Origin of the sequence: Pseudomonas sp. PDM02 (assembly GCF_014852285.1) — a bacterium.
Lineage (GTDB): Bacteria > Pseudomonadota > Gammaproteobacteria > Pseudomonadales > Pseudomonadaceae > Aquipseudomonas > Aquipseudomonas migulae.
In genome coordinates, this window is record NZ_JACVBL010000019.1 from 110,137 (window position 1) to 131,094 (window position 20,958).

Here is a 20,958-nt window from a genome sequence, read left to right on the forward strand (position 1 = left end):
ATCGGTCCTCGCAATGCGTAGGACCGATCCGCATTTCAGGCTTCTTCCAGCTCGACCAATGCACTGCCTTCGCTGACCATCTCGCCTTCCTGGCAATACAGCGCTTTGATCACCCCGGCGTGTGGTGCACGAATGCTGTGCTCCATCTTCATCGCCTCCAGCACCACCAGTTGCGCCCCGGCTTCGACCGTTTGCCCGGCTTCCACCAGCACTCGCACGATGCTGCCGTTCATGGGCGCAGTGAGCCCGCCGTGATGGCTGTGACTGGCTTCGACGGCGCTGATCGGGTCGTAGGACTCGATGCGGCGCAATTCACCATCCCATTGCAGATACACAACGCCGCCGCGACGGATTGCCCGATGCTGGCGGCGCACGCCGTTGTGTTCGGTCAGCAGTTGCTCGCCCGCGAGTTGCGCCGATCGGGTAGCGCCCAACGTCAGCGCACGGTCCTGACCTTCGCAGCTCAAATGCAGGGTGATTTCTGTCGGCAATCCGGCACGGAACCCAGTGCCGATCCCCCAAGGCGAACTCAGGTCATCAGTGCGCGTCGTGTCCGGTTGGCTTTGGGAAAACGCTTGCGCCGCGGCTTGCCAGAACTCATCACTGAGCGGCGAGGGCTCTGGCAGCAGTTGCTCCTGGTAACGTGGAATGAACCCGGTATCCAGCTCAGCCGCCGCAAACGCCGGATGTCCAACGATTCGACGCAAGAAGTTGATGTTGGTCTTGAGACCGCCAATCGCGAACTCATCGAGCATGCTCAGCAAGCGCAGGCGCGCCTGTTCGCGATCCTCGCCCCAGGCAATCAGCTTGCCGAGCATCGGGTCATAGAACGGCGAAATCTCGTCGCCTTCTTCCACGCCGCTATCGACCCGACGACCCGGACCTTCGGCGGATTCGCGATACAACTCCAGGCGCCCGGTAGCCGGCAGGAAATCATTGCCCGGGTCTTCGGCATACAGCCGCACTTCGATCGCATGGCCGATCAGGGGCACTTGATCCTGAGTCATCGGCAGCGCTTCACCGCGTGCCACGCGAATCTGCCAGGCCACCAGATCGAGGCCGGTAATGGCTTCGGTGACCGGGTGTTCGACCTGCAGGCGCGTGTTCATCTCCATGAAGAAGAACTCGCCGCGCGCATCCAGCAAGAACTCCACGGTGCCGGCGCCGACATAACCGATGGCCTGCGCCGAACGCACGGCCGCTTCGCCCATGGCGCGGCGCAGTTCCGGGCTCAAGCCTGGTGCGGGCGCTTCTTCGACGACTTTCTGGTGCCGACGCTGAATCGAGCAGTCACGTTCGTTGAGGTACAGGCAATTGCCGTGCTGGTCGGCGAAAACCTGGATTTCCACGTGGCGCGGCTTCAGCAGATATTTTTCGACCAGCATCCGCGAATCGCCGAACGAGGATTGCGCTTCACGCTGGGCCGAGGCGAGGGCTTCGGCCAGTTGGCTGACGTCCTCGACCACTTTCATGCCTTTGCCGCCACCGCCCGCCGTCGCCTTGAGCAGCACCGGATAACCGATGCGTTCGCAAGCGTCGCGGAAGGTGTCTAGGTCTTGAGCTTCGCCGTGATAACCGGGCACCAGTGGCACGCCAGCGGTTTCCATCAAGGCCTTGGCGGCGGATTTGCTGCCCATGGCATCGATGGCCGAGGCGGGCGGACCGAGGAAGATCAGGCCTGCTTGTTCGATGGCGCGGGCGAACCCGGCATTCTCGGACAGAAAACCATAACCCGGATGGATCGCCTGCGCGCCGCTGGCCTTGGCGGCGGCGATCAGTTTGTCGATTTGCAGGTAGCTGTCGGCGGCTTTACTGCCACCGAGGTCAACGCGAATGTCCGCTTCGCGGCTGTGCCGTGCTTCGCGGTCGGTGGCGCTGTGCACGGCGACGGTGGTCAGGCCCAGGGCCTTGGCGGTGCGCATGACCCGGCACGCGATTTCGCCACGGTTGGCCACCAGCAGAGAGGTAATGACAGGTGCGCTCATCAACGCGGCTCCTTGGGGGTGGTTTCGGCCTGCCAGCTCGGCGGACGTTTTTGCAGAAAGGCGCGCAGGCCTTCCTGGCCTTCGGGGCTGACGCGGATGCGCGCGATGGCATTTTCGGTGTAGCGACGCAGCGCCGGGGTCAGCGCGCCGTTGCCGACTTCACGCAGCAAATCCTTGCTGACGCGCATGGCTGCGGGGCTGTTGAGCAGCAGGTTGTCGATCCATTGCTCGACTTTCTGCTCCAGCTCATTGCCCGGATAACTCTCCGACAACAAGCCGATTTCCCGAGCGCGTTGCCCACCGAAGCGCTCGGCGGTCAGTGCGTAACGGCGTGCCGCGCGTTCGCCGATGGCTTGCACCACGAACGGGCTGATCACCGCTGGCGCGAGGCCGATGCGTACTTCCGACAGGCAGAACTGCGCGTCGTCGGCGCCAATCGCCATGTCGCAGCAACTGATCAGGCCCAGCGCGCCGCCGAAAGCCGCGCCTTGTACCACGGCCAGCGTCGGAACTTTCAGCTTGGCCAGGTTGTACATCAACTCCGCCAGTTCCCGGGCGTCGTCCAGATTGGTGTGGTAATCGAGCTCGGCCGATTGCTGCATCCACGCCAGGTCGGCGCCGGCGCTGAAATGCTTGCCACGTCCGCGCACCAGCAAAAAGCGCAGGCTGGCGTCGGTCGAGACCTTGTCCAGCGCGAGGATCAGCTCACGGATCATCTCGGCGTTGAACGCGTTGTTCTTTTCTTCCCGGCTGAGCCACAGAGTCGCGAAACCACGCGGGTCGGTCTGTAGTTCGAGGGTGTTGAAGTCGCTCATGTTCATCCGTCTCCACGGTACTTGTAGGAGCGAGGCTTGCCCGCGAAGGCGTCGGTACATCCAGCATCGATGTGACTGACAAACCGCTTTCGCGGGCAAGTCGGATCGCCGCCCGCTCGCTCCTACAAAGTCAAATCACATCCGGAACACGCCGAAGCGGCTCGGTTCGATTGGCGCGTTCAGCGACGCGGACAAGGCCAGGGCCAGCACATCGCGGGTCTGCGCCGGGTCAATGACGCCGTCGTCCCACAGCCGTGCGCTGGAGTAGTAAGGGTGGCCCTGTTCTTCGTATTGATCGAGGATCGGTTGCTTGATTTCGGCTTCCTGCTCGGCGCTGAAACCATGCCCGCCACGCTCGGCCTGCTCGCGCTTGACCTGCACCAACACGCCCGCCGCTTGTTCGGCGCCCATCACACCGATGCGTGCATTCGGCCACATCCACAGGAAACGTGGATCGTAGGCCCGCCCGCACATGCCGTAGTTACCGGCGCCGAAGCTGCCGCCGATGATCACGGTGAATTTCGGCACCTTGGCGCACGCCACGGCGGTCACCAGTTTTGCGCCGTGCTTGGCAATGCCGCCGGCCTCGTATTTCTGGCCGACCATGAAGCCGGTGATGTTTTGCAGGAACAGCAACGGAATGCCGCGCTGGCAGGCCAGTTCGATGAAGTGCGCGCCTTTCTGCGCGGCCTCGGCGAAAAGGATGCCGTTGTTGGCGAGGATCGCGATCGGGTAACCGTGCAAGTGAGCAAAACCGCACACCAGCGTGGTCCCGAACAGCGCCTTGAATTCGTCGAACACCGAACCGTCCACCAACCGCGCGATCACTTCGCGCACATCGAACGGCTGCTTGGCGTCGGCCGAGACCACGCCATACAACTCGTCGCTGCTGTAGAGCGGGGCGATGGGCGTGCGTTGTTGCAGTTCGCCAAGCTTGCGCCAGTTGAGGTTGGCGATGCTGCGTCGGGCAATGGCCAGGGCGTGTTCATCGCTCTCGGCATAATGGTCGGCAACCCCGGAAATCTTGCAGTGCACGTCGGCACCGCCCAGATCTTCGGCGCTGACCACTTCACCGGTCGCGGCTTTCACCAGCGGTGGGCCGGCGAGGAAGATAGTCGCCTGCTCGCGAACCATGATCGCTTCGTCGGCCATCGCCGGCACGTAAGCGCCGCCGGCAGTGCACGAGCCCATGACCACCGCGATTTGCGGAATGCCCATGGCGCTCATGTTGGCCTGGTTGAAAAAGATCCGCCCGAAGTGCTCGCGGTCCGGGAACACTTCATCCTGACGCGGCAGGTTGGCGCCGCCGGAGTCCACCAGATAAATGCACGGCAAGCGGTTCTGCTGAGCGATGGTCTGGGCGCGCAGGTGTTTTTTCACGGTCAGCGGGTAATACGAGCCGCCTTTCACCGTGGCATCGTTGGCCACGATCATGCACTCGACGCCTTCCACTCGACCGATCCCGGCAATCACGCCCGCGGCCGGCACGTCTTCGCCATACACCTCGTAGGCCGCCAGTTGGCTGATTTCGAGAAACGGCGAGCCCGGATCGAGCAGGCGATTGATCCGCTCGCGGGGCAGCAATTTGCCCCGCGAAGTGTGGCGTTCTTGCGCTTTCGGACCGCCACCTTGCTGCACTTGCGCGAGCAAGGTATGCAAGGCGTCGACCTGGGTGAGCATCGCCGCGCTGTTCGCGGCAAACTCCGCCGAACGGGGGTTGAGCTGGGTATGCAGGATAGCCATGGACAGCTCCGTTTAGCGGGTTTCGTTGAACAGTTCGCGACCGATCAGCATGCGGCGGATCTCACTGGTGCCGGCGCCGATTTCGTACAGCTTGGCGTCACGCAGCAGACGACCGGCCGGGAATTCGTTGATGTAACCGTTGCCGCCGAGAATCTGGATTGCGTCGAGGGCCATTTGCGTGGCGCGCTCGGCGCTGTAGAGGATCACGCCGGCAGCGTCCTTGCGTGTGGTTTCGCCGCGCTCGCAGGCCTGGGCCACCGCATAAAGGTAGGCGCGGCTGGCGTTGAGTTGGGTGTACATGTCGGCGACTTTGCCCTGGATCAGCTGGAATTCGCCGATGCTTTGCCCGAACTGCTTACGGTCGTGGATGTACGGCACGATCAGGTCCATGCACGCCTGCATGATCCCGGTCGGGCCGCCGGACAGTACGACACGTTCGTAGTCGAGGCCGCTCATCAGCACTTTCACGCCGCCGTTGAGCACGCCGAGGATGTTTTCTTCCGGCACTTCGACGTCATCGAAGAACAGCTCGCAGGTGTTGGAGCCGCGCATGCCGAGCTTGTCGAACTTGTTGCTGCGGCTGAAGCCTTTCCAGTCGCGCTCGACGATGAACGCGGTGATGCCGTGCGGGCCTTTTTCCAGGTCGGTCTTGGCGTAGATCACGTAGGTGTTGGCGTCGGGACCGTTGGTGATCCAGGTTTTGCTGCCGTTGAGCACGTAGTGATCACCACGTTTGTCGGCGCGCAATTTCATCGAGACCACGTCGGAACCGGCGTTCGGTTCACTCATGGCCAGGGCGCCGATGTGCTCGCCGCTGATCAGCTTCGGCAGGTATTTGCTTTTCTGTTCGTGATTGCCGTTGCGGTTGATCTGGTTCACGCAAAGGTTGGAGTGCGCGCCGTAGGACAGGGCGACCGACGCCGAACCGCGGCTGATTTCTTCCATGGCCACCACGTGCGCCAGGTAACCCAGGCCAGCACCGCCGTATTCTTCCGGGACGGTAATGCCGAGCAGGCCCATGTCGCCGAACTTGCGCCACAGGTCGGCGGGGAACAGGTTGTCGATGTCGATCTGAGCGGAGCGCGGGGCGATCTCTTTGGCGACGAAGGACTGGACCTGATCGCGCAGCATGTCGATGGTTTCACCGAGGGCAAAGTTCAGGGATGGATAGCTCATGGGTCACCTTTTGGCTTTTTTGTAGGGCGGGGAGGGTCGTGATTTGGCTCTCACCTTTACGTTAACGTAAGCCTGTGACGAATGGCTGTCAATCACCCTTTACGTTAACGTCAACTTGAGCGAGAGTAGAGCCAGTTCAAGATAGAAAGCGGACCAAACTTGTAGGAGCGATGCTTGCTCGCGAAAGCGTCAGATCAGTCGACATAAATGTTGAATGTAGAGGCCTCTTCGCGAGCAAGCATCGCTCCTGCAGGTATCCGTTGGTAGCCCATTAATAAAGACAATAGGGGTCGTCATGGATCAACCCAGTGCAAGCCCGCAGCGCAGCTATACCCGTGGTTCTCAGGACAAAGCCTTGTTGGCCATGACCATCGGTCAGGCATTTGATAACACCGTCGCGCAGTATCCGACGGGCGAGGCGCTGGTCGTGCGCCATCAACAGTTGCGCTACACCTGGCAGCAACTGTCCGACGCCGTGGACCTTCATGCCCGGGCGCTGCTCGCGCTGGGGTTGCAGGCCGGTGATCGCCTCGGCATCTGGGCGCCGAATTGTGCGCAGTGGTGCATCAGCCAGTTCGCCAGCGCGAAGATCGGCGTGATCCTGGTCAACATCAACCCGGCGTATCGCAGCTCGGAACTCGAATACGTGTTGAAGCAGTCGGGCTGCAAATGGCTGGTTTGCGCGGGCGCGTTCAAGACCTCCAATTACCACGGCATGCTGCAAGGCCTGGTGCCCGAGCTGGCAGAACAATCCATCGGCCAGTTGCAGAGCGAGCGTCTGCCGGACTTGCGCGGCGTGATCAGCCTGGATGCGCAGCCGCCATCAGGTTTTCTGCCGTGGTCGCAACTGAGCGATCTCGCAACAGGTGTATCCAGCGAGCAGTTACGCGAGCGGGGCGACAGCCTGCATTTCGACCAGGCCGTGAACATCCAGTACACCTCCGGCACCACCGGTTTTCCGAAGGGCGCGACCCTCAGCCACTACAACATTCTCAACAACGGTTACATGGTGGGCGAAAGCCTCGGCCTGACCGCCAATGATCGGCTGGTGATCCCGGTGCCGCTGTATCACTGCTTCGGCATGGTCATGGGCAACCTCGGCTGCATCACCCACGGCAGCACCATGATTTACCCTAACGATGCCTTCGATCCGCTGCTGACCCTGACCACCGTCGCCGAAGAAAAGGCCACCGCACTGTATGGCGTACCGACCATGTTCATCGCCATGCTCGATCAGCCGCAACGTGCGCAATTCGATCTGTCGAGCCTGCGTACCGGGATCATGGCCGGCGCGACCTGTCCGATCGAAGTGATGCGTCGGGTGATCAGCGAAATGCACATGAACGAAGTGCAGATTGCCTACGGCATGACGGAAACAAGTCCGGTGTCGTTGCAGACCGGTCCTTCAGACGAACTGGAATTGCGCGTCACCACGGTCGGTCGCACCCAACCACAACTTGAAAGCAAAATCATCGACGAGGCGGGCAACCTGGTACCGCGTGGCACCATCGGCGAACTCTGCACCCGTGGCTACAGCGTGATGCTCGGCTACTGGAACAACCCGCAAGGCACCGCCGAAGCCATCGATCAGGCCGGCTGGATGCACACCGGTGATCTGGCGAGCATGAATGATGAAGGCTACGTGTGCATTGCCGGACGCAACAAGGACATGATCATCCGTGGCGGTGAGAATATTTACCCGCGGGAGCTGGAAGAATTCTTCTTCACTCACCCGGCCGTGGCGGACGTGCAAGTGATCGGCATCCCGTGTTCGCGTTATGGCGAAGAGATCGTCGCCTGGATCAAATTCCACCCCGGTCACAGTGCCACCGAGCAAGAGCTGCAAACCTGGTGCAAGGAGCGCATCGCGCACTTCAAGACACCGCGCTACTTCAAGTTTGTGGAAGAGTTTCCGATGACGGTGACCGGCAAGATCCAGAAATTCCGGATGCGCGAGATCAGCATCGAGGAATTGCGCATCAACAAGGCGTGACAAATTTCCCCTTGTGGGAGCCAGCCTGCTGGCGATAGCGGAGTGTCAGTCAACATACCTATGTCTGAACCACCGCAATCGCCAGCAGGCTGGCTCCCACAGGGGCGATGGTGAAAACCTGAATCGCAGAAAGCACAAAGGGGAGCCGAAGCTCCCCTTTAATTTTTCGTTGCGCATGCTCTTTTTTTATTATTGAGGGGCGGTCTGTTTTTGTTTTTGGCAACCGTGACCCTTTACCGCTGTTTTTGTCGATCCCCATCCGGGATCAAGAGCAAACGTATTTTTTTGAGCGCTGATCTACTTTTTCGCTAAGCGATCCAACCAGTTCGGGAGCTACCTGAAGGTAGTTTTATTGTTCTCTGCCCGGTTGCGGGTTACTCCGAAAAGCACCCTGAAAAGCACACCTTCTCCAAAAAAATCTGTTAGCTGCGTCTCTGCCGTGTTGTTCTTGTTATGTCAGAGTCGTTACGTCTTATTTTTATTGGTTTGCTGCTTTTTATTCTTGTTATGCCATAGAGATAGCAGAAGCCGTGCCAACTTTTAAAAACCCTTTAAAATCAATAACTTGAATTTTTGTAGGAATTTTCTCTCAGGCAAACCCCTACAATTTGTTTCCGTGTTACTCGCTTATCCCCCACGTTCCAGACGCAGCGGTAACACCCGGACACATCAGCACACTTACTGCGCGCTGCGAGCCTTGGCCACGCGCGAACCGGTGGGGCGCCCCAGCACCGTGCAAATCTGCTGGCCGGCCAGAATCAAGGCGTCCAGGTCGATACCCGTTTCGATGCCGAGGCCATTGAGCAGGTAAACCACGTCTTCGGTGGCGACGTTACCGCTGGCGCCTTTGGCGTAGGGGCAGCCGCCGAGGCCGGCGATGGAGCTGTCAAACACCGAGATCCCTTCGAGCAGGCTGGCATAGATGTTGGCCATGGCCTGGCCGTAGGTGTCGTGGAAGTGCCCGGCCAGTTTCTCCCGCGGCACGTCGGCCGAAACCACTTCGAACATTTTGCGCGTCGCGCCCGCCGTGCCGGTGCCGATGGTGTCCCCCAGCGAGACTTCGTAGCAGCCCATGGCATAGAGCTCGCGGGCGACCAGGGCAACTTGCTCGGGTTTGACGTGACCTTCATAAGGACAGCCCAGCACACAGGACACGTAACCGCGAACGGTGACGCCGTGCTGCCTGGCGGCTTCCATGATCGGCGCAAAACGCTCCAGGCTTTCGCTGATCGAGCAATTGATGTTGCGCTGGGAAAACGCTTCGGACGCTGCGGCGAACACTGCGACTTCCTTGACCCCGGCGGCGATCGCATCTTCGAAGCCGCGCAGGTTGGGGGCGAGGGCGCCGTAGGTCACGCCTGGTTTGCGCTGGATTTGCGCGAAGACTTCGGCGGATCCGGCCATCTGCGGCACCCATTTGGGTGAAACGAAACTGCCGACTTCTATATAGCCGAGGCCCGCGGCCGTGAGTGCATCGACCAGTTGCACCTTATCGGCAACGCTGATCGGTTGAGCTTCGTTTTGCAGACCGTCGCGGGGGCCGACTTCGACCAGGCGTACGTGGGAAGGAAGGGACATGGGAATCGACCTTTGTTGATTATCTGAATGTACGCAAACCTTTGTGGGAGTGAGCCTGCTCGCGATGAGGGCATGACATTCAATATGGATGTTGACTGATCGTCCGCTATCGCGAGCAGGCTCGCTCCTACAGGGGACGGTGTAAACCTATTGAACCACCGGCTGGCTTTTCATCGTCTGTTCCAGCGCCTGGGTGCAGCGCTCCTGTGCAGTGTCCAGTTCCAGCTTCATCTGCTCGATATCGAGCATTTGCTGCTCCAACTGTTCGCGGCGCTCGGCGATTTTGCTCAGCATGGTTTGCAGCTGTTTCTGATTGCCGCCGGTGGGGTCGTAGAGTTCGATCAGCTCGCGGCATTCGGCGAGTGAGAAGCCAATGCGCTTGCCCCGCAGGATCAGTTTCAGGCTGACCTTGTCACGGGGCGAATAGATGCGTTCCTGGCCGCGTCGCTCGGGACTGAGCAGGCCTTGCTCTTCATAGAAGCGAATGGCCCGCGTGGTGATGTCGAGCTCGCGGGCGAGGTCGGAAATGCTATAGGTCTGGCTGCTCATGGAAGCGCTCAAAAAAAGGTCATGGCGCTAAGCTAATGGCAGGTTGACGTTTACGTCAAGGGGCGGGTTTTTTCGTCGTCATTGCGGGCCTCTTCGCGGGCAAGTCGGATCGCCGCACCGCTCGCTCCTACAGGTACTGTGTAAATCCTGTAGGAGCGAAGCTTGCTCGCGAAGAACGATAACCCGGTGTAATGCCCTACACCTTATCGAGCTTCTTCTCATGCGCCGTCACCTGCTGGCACAACTCGATCATCTGCTCGCGCATCCAGCGGTTGGCCGGGTCCTGGTCGGTGCTTTCATGCCAGTAAAGGTGAGTTTCCACCGGCGGCACATCGTTGACCGGCAGGTTCACCGAGTACAAATCATGGCGGCGGGCGAAGCGCTCCGGCACGGTCATGACCATGTCGGTCTGCTGCAGCACCTGCGACGCCATCAAGTAATGCTGGGAGCGCAGGGCAATCTTGCGCTGGATGCCCATCTTGCCCAGCGCCAGGTCGACATGGCCCAGACCACTGCGGCGGCTGGAAATATGGATGTGCGTCAGTGACAGATAGTCATCGAGGGTGAATTTCTCCTTGGTCGCCAGCGGATGGCCCTTGCGCATGGCGCACACGTAACGGTCTTCCATCAACTTGACGTGACGCACTTGCGGGTCGGTGTTGAGCGGCGCGTCCACCGCAAAGTCGAGTCGCCCGGCCGCCAGTTCCTTGGTGGTCTCGCGGCGCTTGGACAGAAAGCTTTCGATGATCACCGTTGGCGCCAGGCGGCGCAGGCGCTGGAACAGTGGCGGCAGGATCACCGCTTCGGTGAGGTCGGTCATGCTGATGCGGTACGTCTTGACCGCCTGCAACGGGTTGAAGATGCGGCTTTCCTGCACCGACACCCGCAGCAGCGAGAGGGCGTTGCGCACCGGGCCGATGATGTTTTGCGCCATCGGCGTTGGCACCATGCCTTGGGCCGTACGCACGAACAAAGGATCGTTGAACGTCTCGCGCAGGCGGGCCAGAGCGTTCGAAACAGCCGGTTGAGTAATGCCGACAATCTGTCCGGCGCGGGTCAGGTTGGCTTCGGTGTAGATCGCGTCGAAGACGATGAAAAGGTTGAGGTCGACCTTGCTCAGATTCATTGCGCTGCACTCTTATTGTTGGTTCTCAATCAGCCGATCATATATCGGTGATGAATGTTAATACACGCCGAGAATAGGCTAGGTAAATTTTCGTAGCTGTTCTAGCATCGATTGCATGACCTAAACAACCTCCCCCCAGAAGGTAGCTGCTCATGGATTTCGCTTATTCGCCCAAGGTGCAAGAACTGCGTGAGCGCGTGACCGCGTTCATGGACACCTACGTTTATCCCGCCGAAGCCGTGTTCGAGCGCCAGGTTGCCGAGGGCGACCGCTGGCAGCCGACTGCGATCATGGAAGAACTGAAACTCAAGGCCAAGGCTGAAGGCCTGTGGAATTTGTTTCTGCCTGAGTCCGAACTCGGCGCCGGCCTGACCAACCTCGAATACGCACCATTGGCAGAAATCATGGGCCGCTCGCTGCTGGGGCCTGAGCCATTCAACTGCTCGGCGCCCGACACCGGCAACATGGAAGTGCTGGTGCGCTACGCCAACGAAGAACAGAAACAACGCTGGCTCGAACCGCTGCTACGCGGCGAGATCCGCTCGGCGTTCGCCATGACCGAACCGGACGTGGCTTCGTCCGACGCCACCAACATGGCCGCCCGCGCCGTGCGTGACGGTGATGAGTGGGTGATCAACGGCAAAAAGTGGTGGACCTCGGGTGCCTGCGATCCACGCTGCAAGATTCTGATCTTCATGGGCCTGAGCAATCCTGATGCGCCACGCCACGCCCAGCACTCGATGATTCTGGTGCCGGTGGATGCACCGGGCGTGAAGATCGTTCGTCCGCTACCGGTATTCGGTTACGACGACGCGCCTCACGGTCACGCCGAAGTGCTGTTCGAAAACGTCCGCGTGCCGTACGAAAACGTCCTGTTGGGCGAAGGACGCGGCTTCGAAATTGCTCAAGGTCGCCTTGGCCCGGGCCGGATTCACCACTGCATGCGTTCGATCGGCATGGCTGAGCGTGCGCTGGAACTGATGTGCAAGCGCTCGGTGAATCGCACTGCGTTCGGCAAACCCCTGGCGCGCCTGGGCGGCAACATCGACAAAATCGCCGACTCGCGGATGGAAATCGACATGGCACGCCTGCTGACTTTGAAAGCGGCGTACATGATGGACACCGTCGGCAACAAAGTGGCGAAGAGCGAAATCGCGCAGATCAAGGTGGTGGCACCGAACGTGGCGTTGCGCGTCATCGACCGGGCGATCCAGATCCATGGCGGGGCAGGGGTTTCCAACGATTTCCCGCTGGCCTACATGTATGCGATGCAGCGCACGCTGCGCCTGGCCGATGGCCCGGATGAAGTGCACCGTGCGGCGATCGGCAAGTTCGAGATCGGCAAGTATGTGCCGAAGGAAATGATGCGCAGCCATTAATTGTAGGAGCGAGCCTGCTCGCGATGGTCGCCAACGATAACGCGTGTTTACTGGATAAACACGGTGTTCATTAGTCCATCGCGAGCGGGCTCGCTCCTACAGTTGATTGCGTTTCAGTCGACCACTGGCAGTCCGTAAAAAGCCCGCGCACACGCGGTGCTGTGGGCCGCCAGCTCTTCCTCGCTTTCCCCGCGATGCAACGCCACTTCCCGCAACACTTCAGTCAGGTACGCCGGTTCGTTGCGACCATTTTTCGGCTTGGGTCGCAAGCTGCGCGGCAGCAGATACGGTGCATCGCTCTCCAGCATCAACCGCCCGCGTTTGATTTCTTTCACCAACGGATGCAAATGCGTGCCCCGACGCTCGTCGCAGATCCAGCCGGTGATGCCGATGTGCAAGTCCAGGTCGAGGTAGCTGAACAGCGCCTTCTTTTCGCCGGTGAAGCAATGCACCACGGCGGCCGGCAATTGGTCGCGGTAATCGCGCAGGATTTCCAGCAAGCGCTGACTGGCATCACGTTCGTGGAGAAACACCGGCAGTTGCAGATCGACCGCCATCGCCAAGTGTTCTTCGAGGACTTTTTCCTGTTGCGGACGCGGCGAGAAATCGCGATTGAAATCCAGCCCGCATTCACCCACCGCCACTACGTTCGGCTCTTTGAGCAAACTGCGCAGGTGCTGGGCGCTGTCGGCGTTCCAGTCGCTGGCTGCGTGAGGGTGAATGCCGGCGGTGGCGAACAACCGTTGCGCCGTGTCATCCAATTGCCGGCACAGTTCCAGCGCCTGTTCGCTACCTTCGACATTGGTGCCGGTGAGCACCAATTGGCAGACTCCGGCGGCATAGGCGCGGTCGAGTACAGCCTGGTGTTTGTCGGCAAAACTGGGGTTGGTCAGGTTGACGCCGATATCGATGAGTTGCATGGTGCTACCTCGGACCAAAGGCCGGAAAGCATATCAGAGCTGTAGATTTATAAGAAAAGCCAAGAACTACAACGAGTTAAAGCTGTCTTTTGATGCCGCGAGACAAGCTGGGGTGGTCAGCATGCCATCACTGTGCCAGTCTTTCGCACTTTGCCAGCGCTCAAGGCGCTCTGTTTCTGTCGTTCGATTTCAAACATTTTTTTGAAATTGGCCCAGTATTCTTTCCGGAGAGTGGATGACACGTCCCTCGATTTTGTTACTGCTGTGTGGTTCGTTGCTGCTGCCGATGCCGGCGGTTGCGCGGCTGGCCGGCCCGCTGCAAGCCGTGCCGGCGGCCCAGGTGCGCGATCTGCAGGAAATCCGCAGCAGCCGAGTGCTGAAGGTGCTGGTCAACCAGAGCCGCAACAGCTCCGGCGAAGTCCAGGGCCAGGCCATCGGCGTCGAATACCATCGCTTGCGTGCCTTCGAGCAATACCTCAACGGCCATGCCCGTGACGGTCAGGAAGTAACGCTCAAGATCATTCCCAAAGCCAAGGATCAACTGCTCGGCGCGTTGCAGCGCGGGGAGGGGGATCTGGTTGCACCGGGCGAGTTGCTCGATCTGCAACCGGGCTACGCTGTCAGCACCAGCGAACCGATTGCCAGCGACATTCCTCTGGTCCTGGTCGGAATCAAGGGCGAGAAACGCTACACCCGCCTCGAACAACTGTCCGGTAAAACCCTGGCGCTACCCACCGGCAGCGCCGCCGGGGAGGCGATCAGTCAGATCAATCAAAAGCTTGCCTTGCACAAACTGGCACCGGTGAAGATCGAGTGGGTCGATCCGAGCCTGGCGGTCGAAGACGTGCTGGAAATGGTTCAGGGCGGGATTTTTCACCTGACCATCGTCGAGCAGCCGATTGCCGAACGCTGGGGCAAGATCCTGCCCAAGTTGCGTTTCGATCGGCAGGTGCTGATCAGCGAGCCGGGGGAAGAATTCTGGTTCGTACGCCGCGATGCCTCGATGCTGCGGGCGAGCATCGATCGCTTCCTGATCGGGTACAAAAAGCCTTCGGATCAGGACGCGGCGTTCCTGCGCATCTATCGTCGTCTCTATCAAGTTCATTACCCACTGGCCAAGACTGATCGCCAGCGCCTGGAAAAACTCAGACCGGTATTGCAGAAACACGCCGATGCCCAAGGCATGGATTGGTTGAATCTAGCGGCATTGGCCTTCAAGGAGTCCGCGTTGCAACCCCGCGCACGAAGCGGCGGTGGCCCCACTGGCCTGATGCAGATCACTCCGTCCGCGGCCCAGCGGGTAGGGGTCAACAACATTCAGGACCTCGATGCCAATGTGCAGGCCGGGGCCAAATACCTGGCGATGATCCGCCGCAAGTTTTTCGCCAGCCCCAAACTCAACGAGCGTGAGCGCATGGCGTTCGTGCTGGCGGCTTACAACATCGGGCCGGAGCGGGTTCAGGGCATGCGCGCCGAGGCGCGTCGGCGAGGCTTGAATCCCAATCAATGGTTCTTCCAGGTCGAGCGCATCGCCATGGAGCAGGTGGGAATGGGACCTGTCAGCTATGTTAATAGCGTGAACAAGTATTACTTGGCGTTCGATCGGGAGCGGGAGTCGTTGGAGCCCCAGGGGCAGAAAGTAGCCTTAAGGAAGTGATCGAATAAACTGATTGTTATGGCGAAAAATTTGCGCTTTTAGCATTTAATTTATTGATTAATATAGCGGCCAACCAACACACAAACACACAATGGATGACACAGCATGAGCTCACTGATCAACAAGGTACTGTTTACCCGCGCTGGCTACGGCCTGACTGTCCTGCGGATCTTCGTCGGCATCATCTTCGCTGCCCACGGCTCGCAGAAACTCTTCGGCGCTTTCGGCGGCTACGGTCTGGCGGGCACCGCGCAGTACATGGAAAGCATCGGCCTGGCACCGGGTTACCTGATGGCCACGTTGGCCGGTGGTACCGAGTTCTTCGCCGGTCTGGCCTTGATCATCGGCTTGCTGGTCCGCCCTGCGGCGCTTGGCCTGACGTTCCTGTCGCTGGTCGCCATCTTCAGCGTGCATATCAGCAACGGTCTGTTCATGGCCAACAACGGTTATGAATTCGCCCTGGCCCTGCTGGGTGGCAGCATCGCGGTGCTGTTCGAAGGCGCCGGCAAGCTGTCGGTTGATCGCGCCATCGCTGGTTGATCGCTCTGGCTCAACGAAAAGGCCCGCATTGCGCGGGCCTTTTTTGTTGTGCGTCATTCTTGACACTGTCCGGTCAGCTTCTCTAGGATGCTGCTCATGCGCCGATTTAAACAGCTACTTGCGGGGCGCCAGGTGACTCATTCAGTTGCCGATAGAAGCTTGAAACAGGCTTCGAAATACCGCTAAAGCGCTGGTTCGGTGTTGCCTCTCACCTGCCATGCAGACTTTTGAGGCAGAGACACGACACGATGAATGCACTAAACCCCGTTGTACGCCCCGCGCCGATCACGGCACATCTGACCCAGCGCAATCCAAAAATCCTGCTTGGCGGCAAACATCAGCCGACGCTCCTGCGTTACCTCGATGGTTGGCCACGTCGCACCGGTGGGCCCGCAGCTTTCCTGATCCAGTTTGTCGAAGACGGTGAGTCACTGGCGCGTTTTGCCAGCGACAGTTTCGACCTGGCGGTGATTCAGTCGCCCGCACTCGAAGATGCGCCAGAGATGATCAGGCAACTGACCCGCGTCGCCCGGCAAGGGCTGATCACCCGCCGTTAAGGCTTATGGGTAATCAATCGCCACGATATACACGCACTGTTCGCCGGTAGGCGTCTGGACCCGAACTTCGGCGTCCAGTGCCTTGCCGATCAGGGCGCGTGCCAGCGGTGAGTCGATGCTGATCAGGCCCAGTTTCAAGTCCAGTTCATCCGGCCCGACGATGCGGTAGCGCGACTCCTTGCCGTCCTCGTCTTCGATGGTGACCCAGGCTCCGAAGTAGACTTTGTTCGGATCGCTGGGCTTTTCGCTGACCACCTTGAGCGCTTCCAGCCGTTTGGTGAGAAAGCGCACGCGACTGTCGATTTCGCGCAGCATCTTTTTGCCGTAGGTGTATTCGGCGTTCTCGGAGCGATCACCCTGCGCCGCGGCCTCGCTGACCGATTGCGTGACCTGCGGTCGGCGCACATGCCAGAGCTCATGGAACTCGGCCCGCATCCGCGCTTCACCTTCAGGGGTGATCAGCGCGGTGCCAGCGGTGCGGGGAGGGCGATAACGGCTCATGGCAACTTCTTGTGGTTGAGAAGAGTTGAGTCTATCAACCCTCGCGCAAGACTGTCAGGGGGCTGGCGTTCAAGGCACGTCGGGTGCCAAACACGCCGGCACCGCCGATCAGCACGGCGCCGATCAGTGGCAACACCAGCAGCCACGGATGCGGGTGCCACGGCAAGTCGAAGGCGTAACGGTACAGCACCAGGCTCACCAACTCCGAGCCCAGCGCTGCCAGCAATCCGCTGACCGCGCCAAGCAGGCCGAACTCGATCCGTCGGGCCTTGACCAGCAACTGGCGCTCGGCCCCCAGTGCCCGCAACAATGCGCCTTGGCGAATGCGTTCATCCAGCGTGGCTTGCAGGCCCGAGAACAACACCGCCATCCCCGCCGCCAACACAAACAACAACACGTATTCCACCGCCAGGGTGACCTGGGCGAGGATGCTGCGCAGCTGCGCCAGCAAGGCTTCGACTTGCAGGATGGTCACCGCCGGGAAGGCGCGGGACAGGTCGACGATCTGCTGGTCGTGGCCCGCCGCCAGATAGAAACTGGTCAGGTAGGTCGCTGGCAGATCCTTCAATGTGCCGGGCTGGAAAATCATGAAGAAGTTCGGCTGGAAGTTGTCCCAGTTGATCTCCCGCAGGCTGGTGACCTTCGCTTCGCGATTGACCCCGCCGACGGTGAAGACCAAGTGATCGCCGAGCTTGAGCTTCAGGCTCTCGGCGACTTTGCCTTCCACCGACACACCGGGAACGTCGTCCGGCGCCTGATCGCCCCACCAGTTGCCGGCGGTGAGTTTGTTTCCAGCCGGCAGGTCTGCCGCCCAGGTCAGGCTGAGGTCGCGCTGAATCGCCCGATCACCGGCCGAGTCCTTGCTGACGATGTCCTGCACCGGTTCGCCATTGATGCTGATCAATCGCCCCGGCACCACCGGGTACAACGGCGCCGATTGTGCCGACAGTTCGATCAGGCGATCGGTGAATGCCTGTTTTTCCGCCGGCAGGATGTTCAGCGCGAAGTAATTCGGCGCGTTTTTCGGCAACTGGTTTTGCCAGGTGTCCAGTAATTCGCCGCGCAGCAAAGCGATCAGCGCCATGGACAGCAGGATCAGACCGAAGGCCAGCGATTGGCCGGCTGCCGCCAGTGGATGACGCAGCAATTGACCCAGGCCGAGACGCCACGGCAACGAAGCGCGTGCGAGCATCCGGCGCAGGCTCTTCAGTAGCAGCAATAGCAGGCCGCCCAGCACCAGCGCCGCGATCACGCCGCCGCCGAGCAGGGCGAAGGTCAGTACCAAATCCAGGCTCAGGCGCCACATGATCAGCCCGAGAGCGCCCAGTGCCGCGCCGTAGACCATCCAGGTGCTGGAAGGAATCGGCAGCATGTCGCGGCGCAATACGCGCAATGGCGGGACCCGACTCAACGCAGCCAGTGGCGGCAAGGCAAAACCGGCCAGTGCCACCAGTCCGGTGCCGATCCCGGCGATGGCCGGAAGCAGGCCGCCCGGTGGAACATCGGCCGGCAACAAATCATGCAGCAGCGCGAACAACCCGAGTTGCGCCAGCCAGCCGAGCAAGGCGCCGCTGATGCTGGCCAACAGTCCGAGAACCGTCAGCTGCAAACTGAACAGCACCATGGTTTCCCGACGGGACAGCCCGAGGCAACGCAAAAGTGCACTGGCATCGAAGCGGCGGGTGGCGAAGCGCGTCGCCGACAGCGCCACCGCGACACCGGATAACAACACCGCGACCAGACTCGCCATGTTCAAGTAGCGCTCGGCTTTGCCCAGTGCGCCGCCGATCTGCCGGTTGCCATCGCGGGCGTCTTGAATGCGTTGATTGGCGGCGAGGCCGGGTTTGATCAATTGACGGTAGGTTTCCAGCGCTTCGGCCTTGCCGCGCCAGAGTTCGCGGTAGCTGACGCGGCTGCCGGGCTGCACCACGCCGGTCGCCGCGAGATCGCTGAGGTTGATCAGCACCCGTGGCGTCAGGCTGTAGAAGTTGCCGGCACGATCCGGTTCATAGGTCAGCACGCGTGCCAGTTTCAGGGTGCGCATGCCGACGTCGATGCTGTCGCCGATCTTCAAGTCCAGCGCGGTCAGCAGTCGCGCTTCAACCCAGGCTTCGCCGGGTTTCGGTCCGCCTCCGGATTCTTCCGCGGCGAAGGGCGCGGCGGCACTTTTCAGCTCGCCGCGCAGTGGGTAGATGTCGTCGGCGGCTTTGATGCTGGACAGCTGAATGCCATTGTCGGTGGCGATTACGCTGGAGAACTCCACCACCTGCGCATGTTCGAGGCCCAGATCCGTGCCGCTTTTGATCTGTTCGGGGCGCGCCGGCGAACTGCCTTCGAGCAGCAGGTCGGCGCCGAGAAATTCGGTGGCGCGCAGCATCATGGCGCCATTCAGGCGGGCGCCGAAGTAACCGATGGCGGTACTCGCCGCCACCGCCACCAGCAAAGCGAAGAACAACACCCGCAACTCACCGGCGCGGGCGTCGCGCAGCAGTTGGCGGATGGCGAGACTGAACAGGCGCAACAGCGGCAGGCGTGCCATCAAGGCTCCAGAGGGGCGACCAGCAGGCCGGCTTCAAGGCGGATCAGGCGCCGGCAACGATGTGCCAGACGTTCATCGTGGGTCACCAGCACCAGGGTCGTGCCGCGTTCCTTGTTCAGTTCGAACAACAGATCGCTGATGCGCTCGCCGGTGTGGCTGTCGAGGTTGCCGGTGGGTTCGTCGGCGAACAGCACATCGGGCTCGGCGGCAAACGCACGGGCAATCGCCACGCGTTGCTGCTCGCCACCGGAGAGCTGGCGGGGCGAGTGGGTCAGGCGTTGGCCCAAACCGACCCGTCGCAGCAATTCGGTGGCGCGCTCACGGGCGTCTTTGCGGCCATCGAGTTCCAGCGGCAACATGACGTTTTCCAGGGCGTTGAGGCTGTCGAGCAACTGGAATGATTGAAAGACAAAACCGACGTGTTCGGCGCGAATGCGTGCGCGTTGGTCTTCATCGAGATTGCTCAGGCCCTGGCCTGCGAGGGTGACTTCACCGCTGCTCGGCAAGTCGAGGCCGGCGAGCAGGCCGAGGAGGGTGGATTTTCCCGAGCCGGACGCGCCAACGATGGCCAGGCTGTCGCCCTTGTTCAGTTCCAGGCTGAGTTCGTGCAGGATAGTCAGATCACCTTCCGCGCTGGGAACCACTTTGCTGAGGTCCTTCGCGGTGAGAATGCTTGCGCCCATGGAGAATCCGATGCGAGTGTGGTTTTTGAGTGCTGGCCTGGCCTTGATGTGCATGGCCCAGAACGCAGCGGCGGGTACTGTCCTGATCGTTGGCGATAGTATCAGCGCCGGTTTCGGACTGGATACCCGCGAGGGATGGGTGTCGCTGCTTGAGCAACGGCTCAAGCGCGAAGGTTTCGACGATAAGGTGGTCAATGCGTCCATCAGCGGCGACACCAGCGCCGGAGGCCGGGCGCGCCTGCCTGCGCTGCTTGCAGAGCATAAACCGGAGTTGGTGATCCTCGAGTTGGGTGGCAATGACGGGCTGCGCGGAATGCTGCCAACACAATTGCAACAAAACCTTGCAGCGATGATCAACAGCTCCAAGGCCAGTGGCGCCAAAGTGCTACTACTCGGCATGCAACTGCCACCCAACTACGGTGCGCGCTACAACAAGGTCTTCGCTGAGGCTTTCAGCAACGTCGCCGCCGAGAAAAAAATCCCGCTGGTGCCGTTTTTCCTCGAGGGCGTGGGCGGGCATCCTGAGCTGATGCAGTCAGACGGCCTGCACCCGGCTGCGGGCGCTCAGGACAAGTTGCTGGAAAATGTCTGGCCGACACTGAAACCGCTGCTTTGACGCTTTTCTAGCGGCGGTGTTTCGGCTAAGGTGGCGCCCCCGATTTGGAGCCCCCGATGCCGCGTCCCGCCTGGTCACTTTTTGCCTATCAACTGATCGAGCCTGACGAACAGCTGGATCTGTTCGCCTGCCAGGAAGTGCGGGTACATCTGGTGACCCGTCAGCTGGAGCTGGGCGGCTCGGCCGATCGCACCTTGTGCGGCAGCCTGTTGCCCGCGCAACCGCGCTGGTCGAGCGTTGATCGCCGAGTGTTTCAGGACCAGCGGCTGTGTTCGTTGTGCCGGGCTATTCTGGAGTCGCAAAAGCGCGGTACTTCGCCGATCTGGCCGGAGCTGCGGTTCGAGCTTTGATGGCTTGATGTGGGGTTGGGGTGGGTTGGGTTGGGGGCATATCCGTTTTTGCGGTAACGGCCACTGACGGTTTCGCTTTTACAGCGAGTCACTTTCGAAAAGCGCGAAAGTAACCAAAGCGCTTTTGCCCCTTTCGTTCGGTGCCTCGCTAATGCTCGGCATGCCCTCGCTCCGGTCCTGCTCCGTGGGCCCGCCGCGATCGGCCATCCTTGGCCGTGCGCGGCTAACCCGGCATCCATGCCGGGTTGCCC

The 20,958-nt window shown here is 60.7% G+C and carries 19 protein-coding genes; 7 read left to right on the forward strand and 12 right to left on the reverse strand.

The features are described from left to right. Positions 1-35: 35 nt before the first annotated feature. The 4 genes from IB245_RS27000 to IB245_RS27015 all read right to left on the reverse strand — a co-directional run bounded on the left by IB245_RS27000 (position 36) and on the right by IB245_RS27015 (position 5,719). Positions 36-1,985: an acetyl/propionyl/methylcrotonyl-CoA carboxylase subunit alpha gene (locus tag IB245_RS27000; RefSeq protein ID WP_192229210.1), complete on the reverse strand. Its 1,950-nt coding sequence runs from the start codon at positions 1,983-1,985 to the stop codon at positions 36-38. Continuing rightward, complete coding sequence (locus IB245_RS27005; protein WP_008041207.1) at positions 1,985-2,800, reverse strand: gamma-carboxygeranoyl-CoA hydratase; 816 nt, start codon at positions 2,798-2,800, stop codon at positions 1,985-1,987. The genes IB245_RS27000 and IB245_RS27005 overlap by 1 nt, the downstream gene beginning before the upstream one ends. Positions 2,801-2,935: 135 nt before the next feature. Next, complete coding sequence (locus IB245_RS27010; protein ID WP_192229211.1) at positions 2,936-4,543, reverse strand: carboxyl transferase domain-containing protein; 1,608 nt, start codon at positions 4,541-4,543, stop codon at positions 2,936-2,938. A gap of 12 nt (positions 4,544-4,555) precedes the next feature. Then, a complete protein-coding gene (locus IB245_RS27015) occupies positions 4,556-5,719 on the reverse strand; it encodes an isovaleryl-CoA dehydrogenase (protein WP_192229212.1) in 1,164 nt (387 codons plus the stop codon). Between the two features lie 295 nt (positions 5,720-6,014). Here IB245_RS27015 and IB245_RS27020 point away from each other — a divergent pair, with 295 nt between their 5' ends. Then, positions 6,015-7,712 carry an AMP-binding protein gene (locus tag IB245_RS27020; RefSeq protein ID WP_192229213.1) on the forward strand — a complete coding sequence of 566 codons (1,698 nt, stop codon included), beginning with the start codon at positions 6,015-6,017 and terminating at the stop codon, positions 7,710-7,712. Positions 7,713-7,770: 58 nt separating this feature from the next. On the opposite strand, the gene IB245_RS27025 is transcribed toward IB245_RS27020, so the two are convergent. The 4 genes from IB245_RS27025 to IB245_RS27040 form a co-directional block, all read right to left on the reverse strand. Beyond that, positions 7,771-7,971, reverse strand: a complete 201-nt coding sequence (locus IB245_RS27025; protein WP_032828949.1) for a hypothetical protein — start codon at positions 7,969-7,971, stop codon at positions 7,771-7,773. Between the two features lie 419 nt (positions 7,972-8,390). Continuing rightward, positions 8,391-9,290, reverse strand: coding sequence for a hydroxymethylglutaryl-CoA lyase (locus IB245_RS27030; RefSeq protein ID WP_192229214.1), 900 nt, complete (start codon positions 9,288-9,290; stop codon positions 8,391-8,393). A 147-nt stretch (positions 9,291-9,437) separates the two neighbouring features. Next, positions 9,438-9,839 carry a MerR family transcriptional regulator gene (locus IB245_RS27035; protein WP_192229215.1) on the reverse strand — a complete coding sequence of 134 codons (402 nt, stop codon included), beginning with the start codon at positions 9,837-9,839 and terminating at the stop codon, positions 9,438-9,440. 196 nt (positions 9,840-10,035) lie between these two features. After that, a complete protein-coding gene (locus IB245_RS27040) occupies positions 10,036-10,965 on the reverse strand; it encodes a LysR family transcriptional regulator (protein ID WP_008031887.1) in 930 nt (309 codons plus the stop codon). A 152-nt stretch (positions 10,966-11,117) separates the two neighbouring features. On the opposite strand from IB245_RS27040, the gene IB245_RS27045 reads away from it, so the two are divergent. Continuing rightward, positions 11,118-12,344: an acyl-CoA dehydrogenase gene (locus tag IB245_RS27045; RefSeq protein ID WP_192229216.1), complete on the forward strand. Its 1,227-nt coding sequence runs from the start codon at positions 11,118-11,120 to the stop codon at positions 12,342-12,344. Between the two features lie 113 nt (positions 12,345-12,457). On the opposite strand, the gene IB245_RS27050 is transcribed toward IB245_RS27045, so the two are convergent. Next, positions 12,458-13,264 carry a TatD family hydrolase gene (locus IB245_RS27050; RefSeq protein ID WP_192229217.1) on the reverse strand — a complete coding sequence of 269 codons (807 nt, stop codon included), beginning with the start codon at positions 13,262-13,264 and terminating at the stop codon, positions 12,458-12,460. Positions 13,265-13,499: 235 nt separating this feature from the next. On the opposite strand from IB245_RS27050, the gene IB245_RS27055 reads away from it, so the two are divergent. The 3 genes from IB245_RS27055 to IB245_RS27065 all read left to right on the forward strand — a co-directional run bounded on the left by IB245_RS27055 (position 13,500) and on the right by IB245_RS27065 (position 16,018). Next, positions 13,500-14,921 (forward strand): transglycosylase SLT domain-containing protein, encoded by a 1,422-nt coding sequence (locus IB245_RS27055; RefSeq protein WP_192229218.1) that lies wholly within the window; start codon positions 13,500-13,502, stop codon positions 14,919-14,921. Positions 14,922-15,026: 105 nt separating this feature from the next. Continuing rightward, on the forward strand, positions 15,027-15,461 hold the full coding sequence (locus tag IB245_RS27060; RefSeq protein ID WP_008031879.1) for a DoxX family protein: 435 nt from the start codon (positions 15,027-15,029) through the stop codon (positions 15,459-15,461). A gap of 248 nt (positions 15,462-15,709) precedes the next feature. Continuing rightward, entirely contained in the window at positions 15,710-16,018 is a 309-nt protein-coding gene (locus tag IB245_RS27065; RefSeq protein WP_008031878.1) for a hypothetical protein, read from the forward strand. A 3-nt stretch (positions 16,019-16,021) separates the two neighbouring features. On the opposite strand, the gene greB is transcribed toward IB245_RS27065, so the two are convergent. Genes greB through IB245_RS27080 form a run of 3 tightly spaced genes read right to left on the reverse strand, consistent with a single transcriptional unit; the run spans position 16,022 to position 19,741 of the window. Next, entirely contained in the window at positions 16,022-16,519 is a 498-nt protein-coding gene (gene greB, locus IB245_RS27070; protein ID WP_008031876.1) for a transcription elongation factor GreB, read from the reverse strand. 34 nt (positions 16,520-16,553) lie between these two features. Continuing rightward, positions 16,554-19,058 carry an ABC transporter permease gene (locus tag IB245_RS27075; RefSeq protein WP_192229219.1) on the reverse strand — a complete coding sequence of 835 codons (2,505 nt, stop codon included), beginning with the start codon at positions 19,056-19,058 and terminating at the stop codon, positions 16,554-16,556. Further along, positions 19,058-19,741, reverse strand: coding sequence for an ABC transporter ATP-binding protein (locus tag IB245_RS27080; RefSeq protein WP_008031873.1), 684 nt, complete (start codon positions 19,739-19,741; stop codon positions 19,058-19,060). The genes IB245_RS27075 and IB245_RS27080 overlap by 1 nt, the downstream gene beginning before the upstream one ends. 10 nt (positions 19,742-19,751) lie before the next feature. On the opposite strand from IB245_RS27080, the gene IB245_RS27085 reads away from it, so the two are divergent. Next, complete coding sequence (locus IB245_RS27085; RefSeq protein WP_008041183.1) at positions 19,752-20,357, forward strand: arylesterase; 606 nt, start codon at positions 19,752-19,754, stop codon at positions 20,355-20,357. Between the two features lie 56 nt (positions 20,358-20,413). Next, entirely contained in the window at positions 20,414-20,707 is a 294-nt protein-coding gene (locus IB245_RS27090) for a hypothetical protein (protein WP_003226812.1), read from the forward strand. The last annotated feature ends 251 nt before the right edge of the window (positions 20,708-20,958 follow it).

Coding starts and splice junctions, on each gene's coding strand:
- IB245_RS27050 (WP_192229217.1), bottom strand. CDS start 13,264: ATGCAACTCATCGATATCGGCGTCAACCTGACCAACCCCAGTTTTGCC.
- IB245_RS27040 (WP_008031887.1), bottom strand. CDS start 10,965: ATGAATCTGAGCAAGGTCGACCTCAACCTTTTCATCGTCTTCGACGCG.
- IB245_RS27055 (WP_192229218.1), top strand. CDS start 13,500: ATGACACGTCCCTCGATTTTGTTACTGCTGTGTGGTTCGTTGCTGCTG.
- IB245_RS27020 (WP_192229213.1), top strand. CDS start 6,015: ATGGATCAACCCAGTGCAAGCCCGCAGCGCAGCTATACCCGTGGTTCT.
- IB245_RS27000 (WP_192229210.1), bottom strand. CDS start 1,985: ATGAGCGCACCTGTCATTACCTCTCTGCTGGTGGCCAACCGTGGCGAA.
- IB245_RS27065 (WP_008031878.1), top strand. CDS start 15,710: ATGAATGCACTAAACCCCGTTGTACGCCCCGCGCCGATCACGGCACAT.
- IB245_RS27035 (WP_192229215.1), bottom strand. CDS start 9,839: ATGAGCAGCCAGACCTATAGCATTTCCGACCTCGCCCGCGAGCTCGAC.
- IB245_RS27030 (WP_192229214.1), bottom strand. CDS start 9,290: ATGTCCCTTCCTTCCCACGTACGCCTGGTCGAAGTCGGCCCCCGCGAC.
- IB245_RS27015 (WP_192229212.1), bottom strand. CDS start 5,719: ATGAGCTATCCATCCCTGAACTTTGCCCTCGGTGAAACCATCGACATG.
- IB245_RS27045 (WP_192229216.1), top strand. CDS start 11,118: ATGGATTTCGCTTATTCGCCCAAGGTGCAAGAACTGCGTGAGCGCGTG.
- IB245_RS27090 (WP_003226812.1), top strand. CDS start 20,414: ATGCCGCGTCCCGCCTGGTCACTTTTTGCCTATCAACTGATCGAGCCT.
- greB (WP_008031876.1), bottom strand. CDS start 16,519: ATGAGCCGTTATCGCCCTCCCCGCACCGCTGGCACCGCGCTGATCACC.
- IB245_RS27075 (WP_192229219.1), bottom strand. CDS start 19,058: ATGGCACGCCTGCCGCTGTTGCGCCTGTTCAGTCTCGCCATCCGCCAA.
- IB245_RS27060 (WP_008031879.1), top strand. CDS start 15,027: ATGAGCTCACTGATCAACAAGGTACTGTTTACCCGCGCTGGCTACGGC.
- IB245_RS27010 (WP_192229211.1), bottom strand. CDS start 4,543: ATGGCTATCCTGCATACCCAGCTCAACCCCCGTTCGGCGGAGTTTGCC.
- IB245_RS27005 (WP_008041207.1), bottom strand. CDS start 2,800: ATGAGCGACTTCAACACCCTCGAACTACAGACCGACCCGCGTGGTTTC.
- IB245_RS27080 (WP_008031873.1), bottom strand. CDS start 19,741: ATGGGCGCAAGCATTCTCACCGCGAAGGACCTCAGCAAAGTGGTTCCC.
- IB245_RS27025 (WP_032828949.1), bottom strand. CDS start 7,971: ATGGGGATCGACAAAAACAGCGGTAAAGGGTCACGGTTGCCAAAAACA.
- IB245_RS27085 (WP_008041183.1), top strand. CDS start 19,752: ATGCGAGTGTGGTTTTTGAGTGCTGGCCTGGCCTTGATGTGCATGGCC.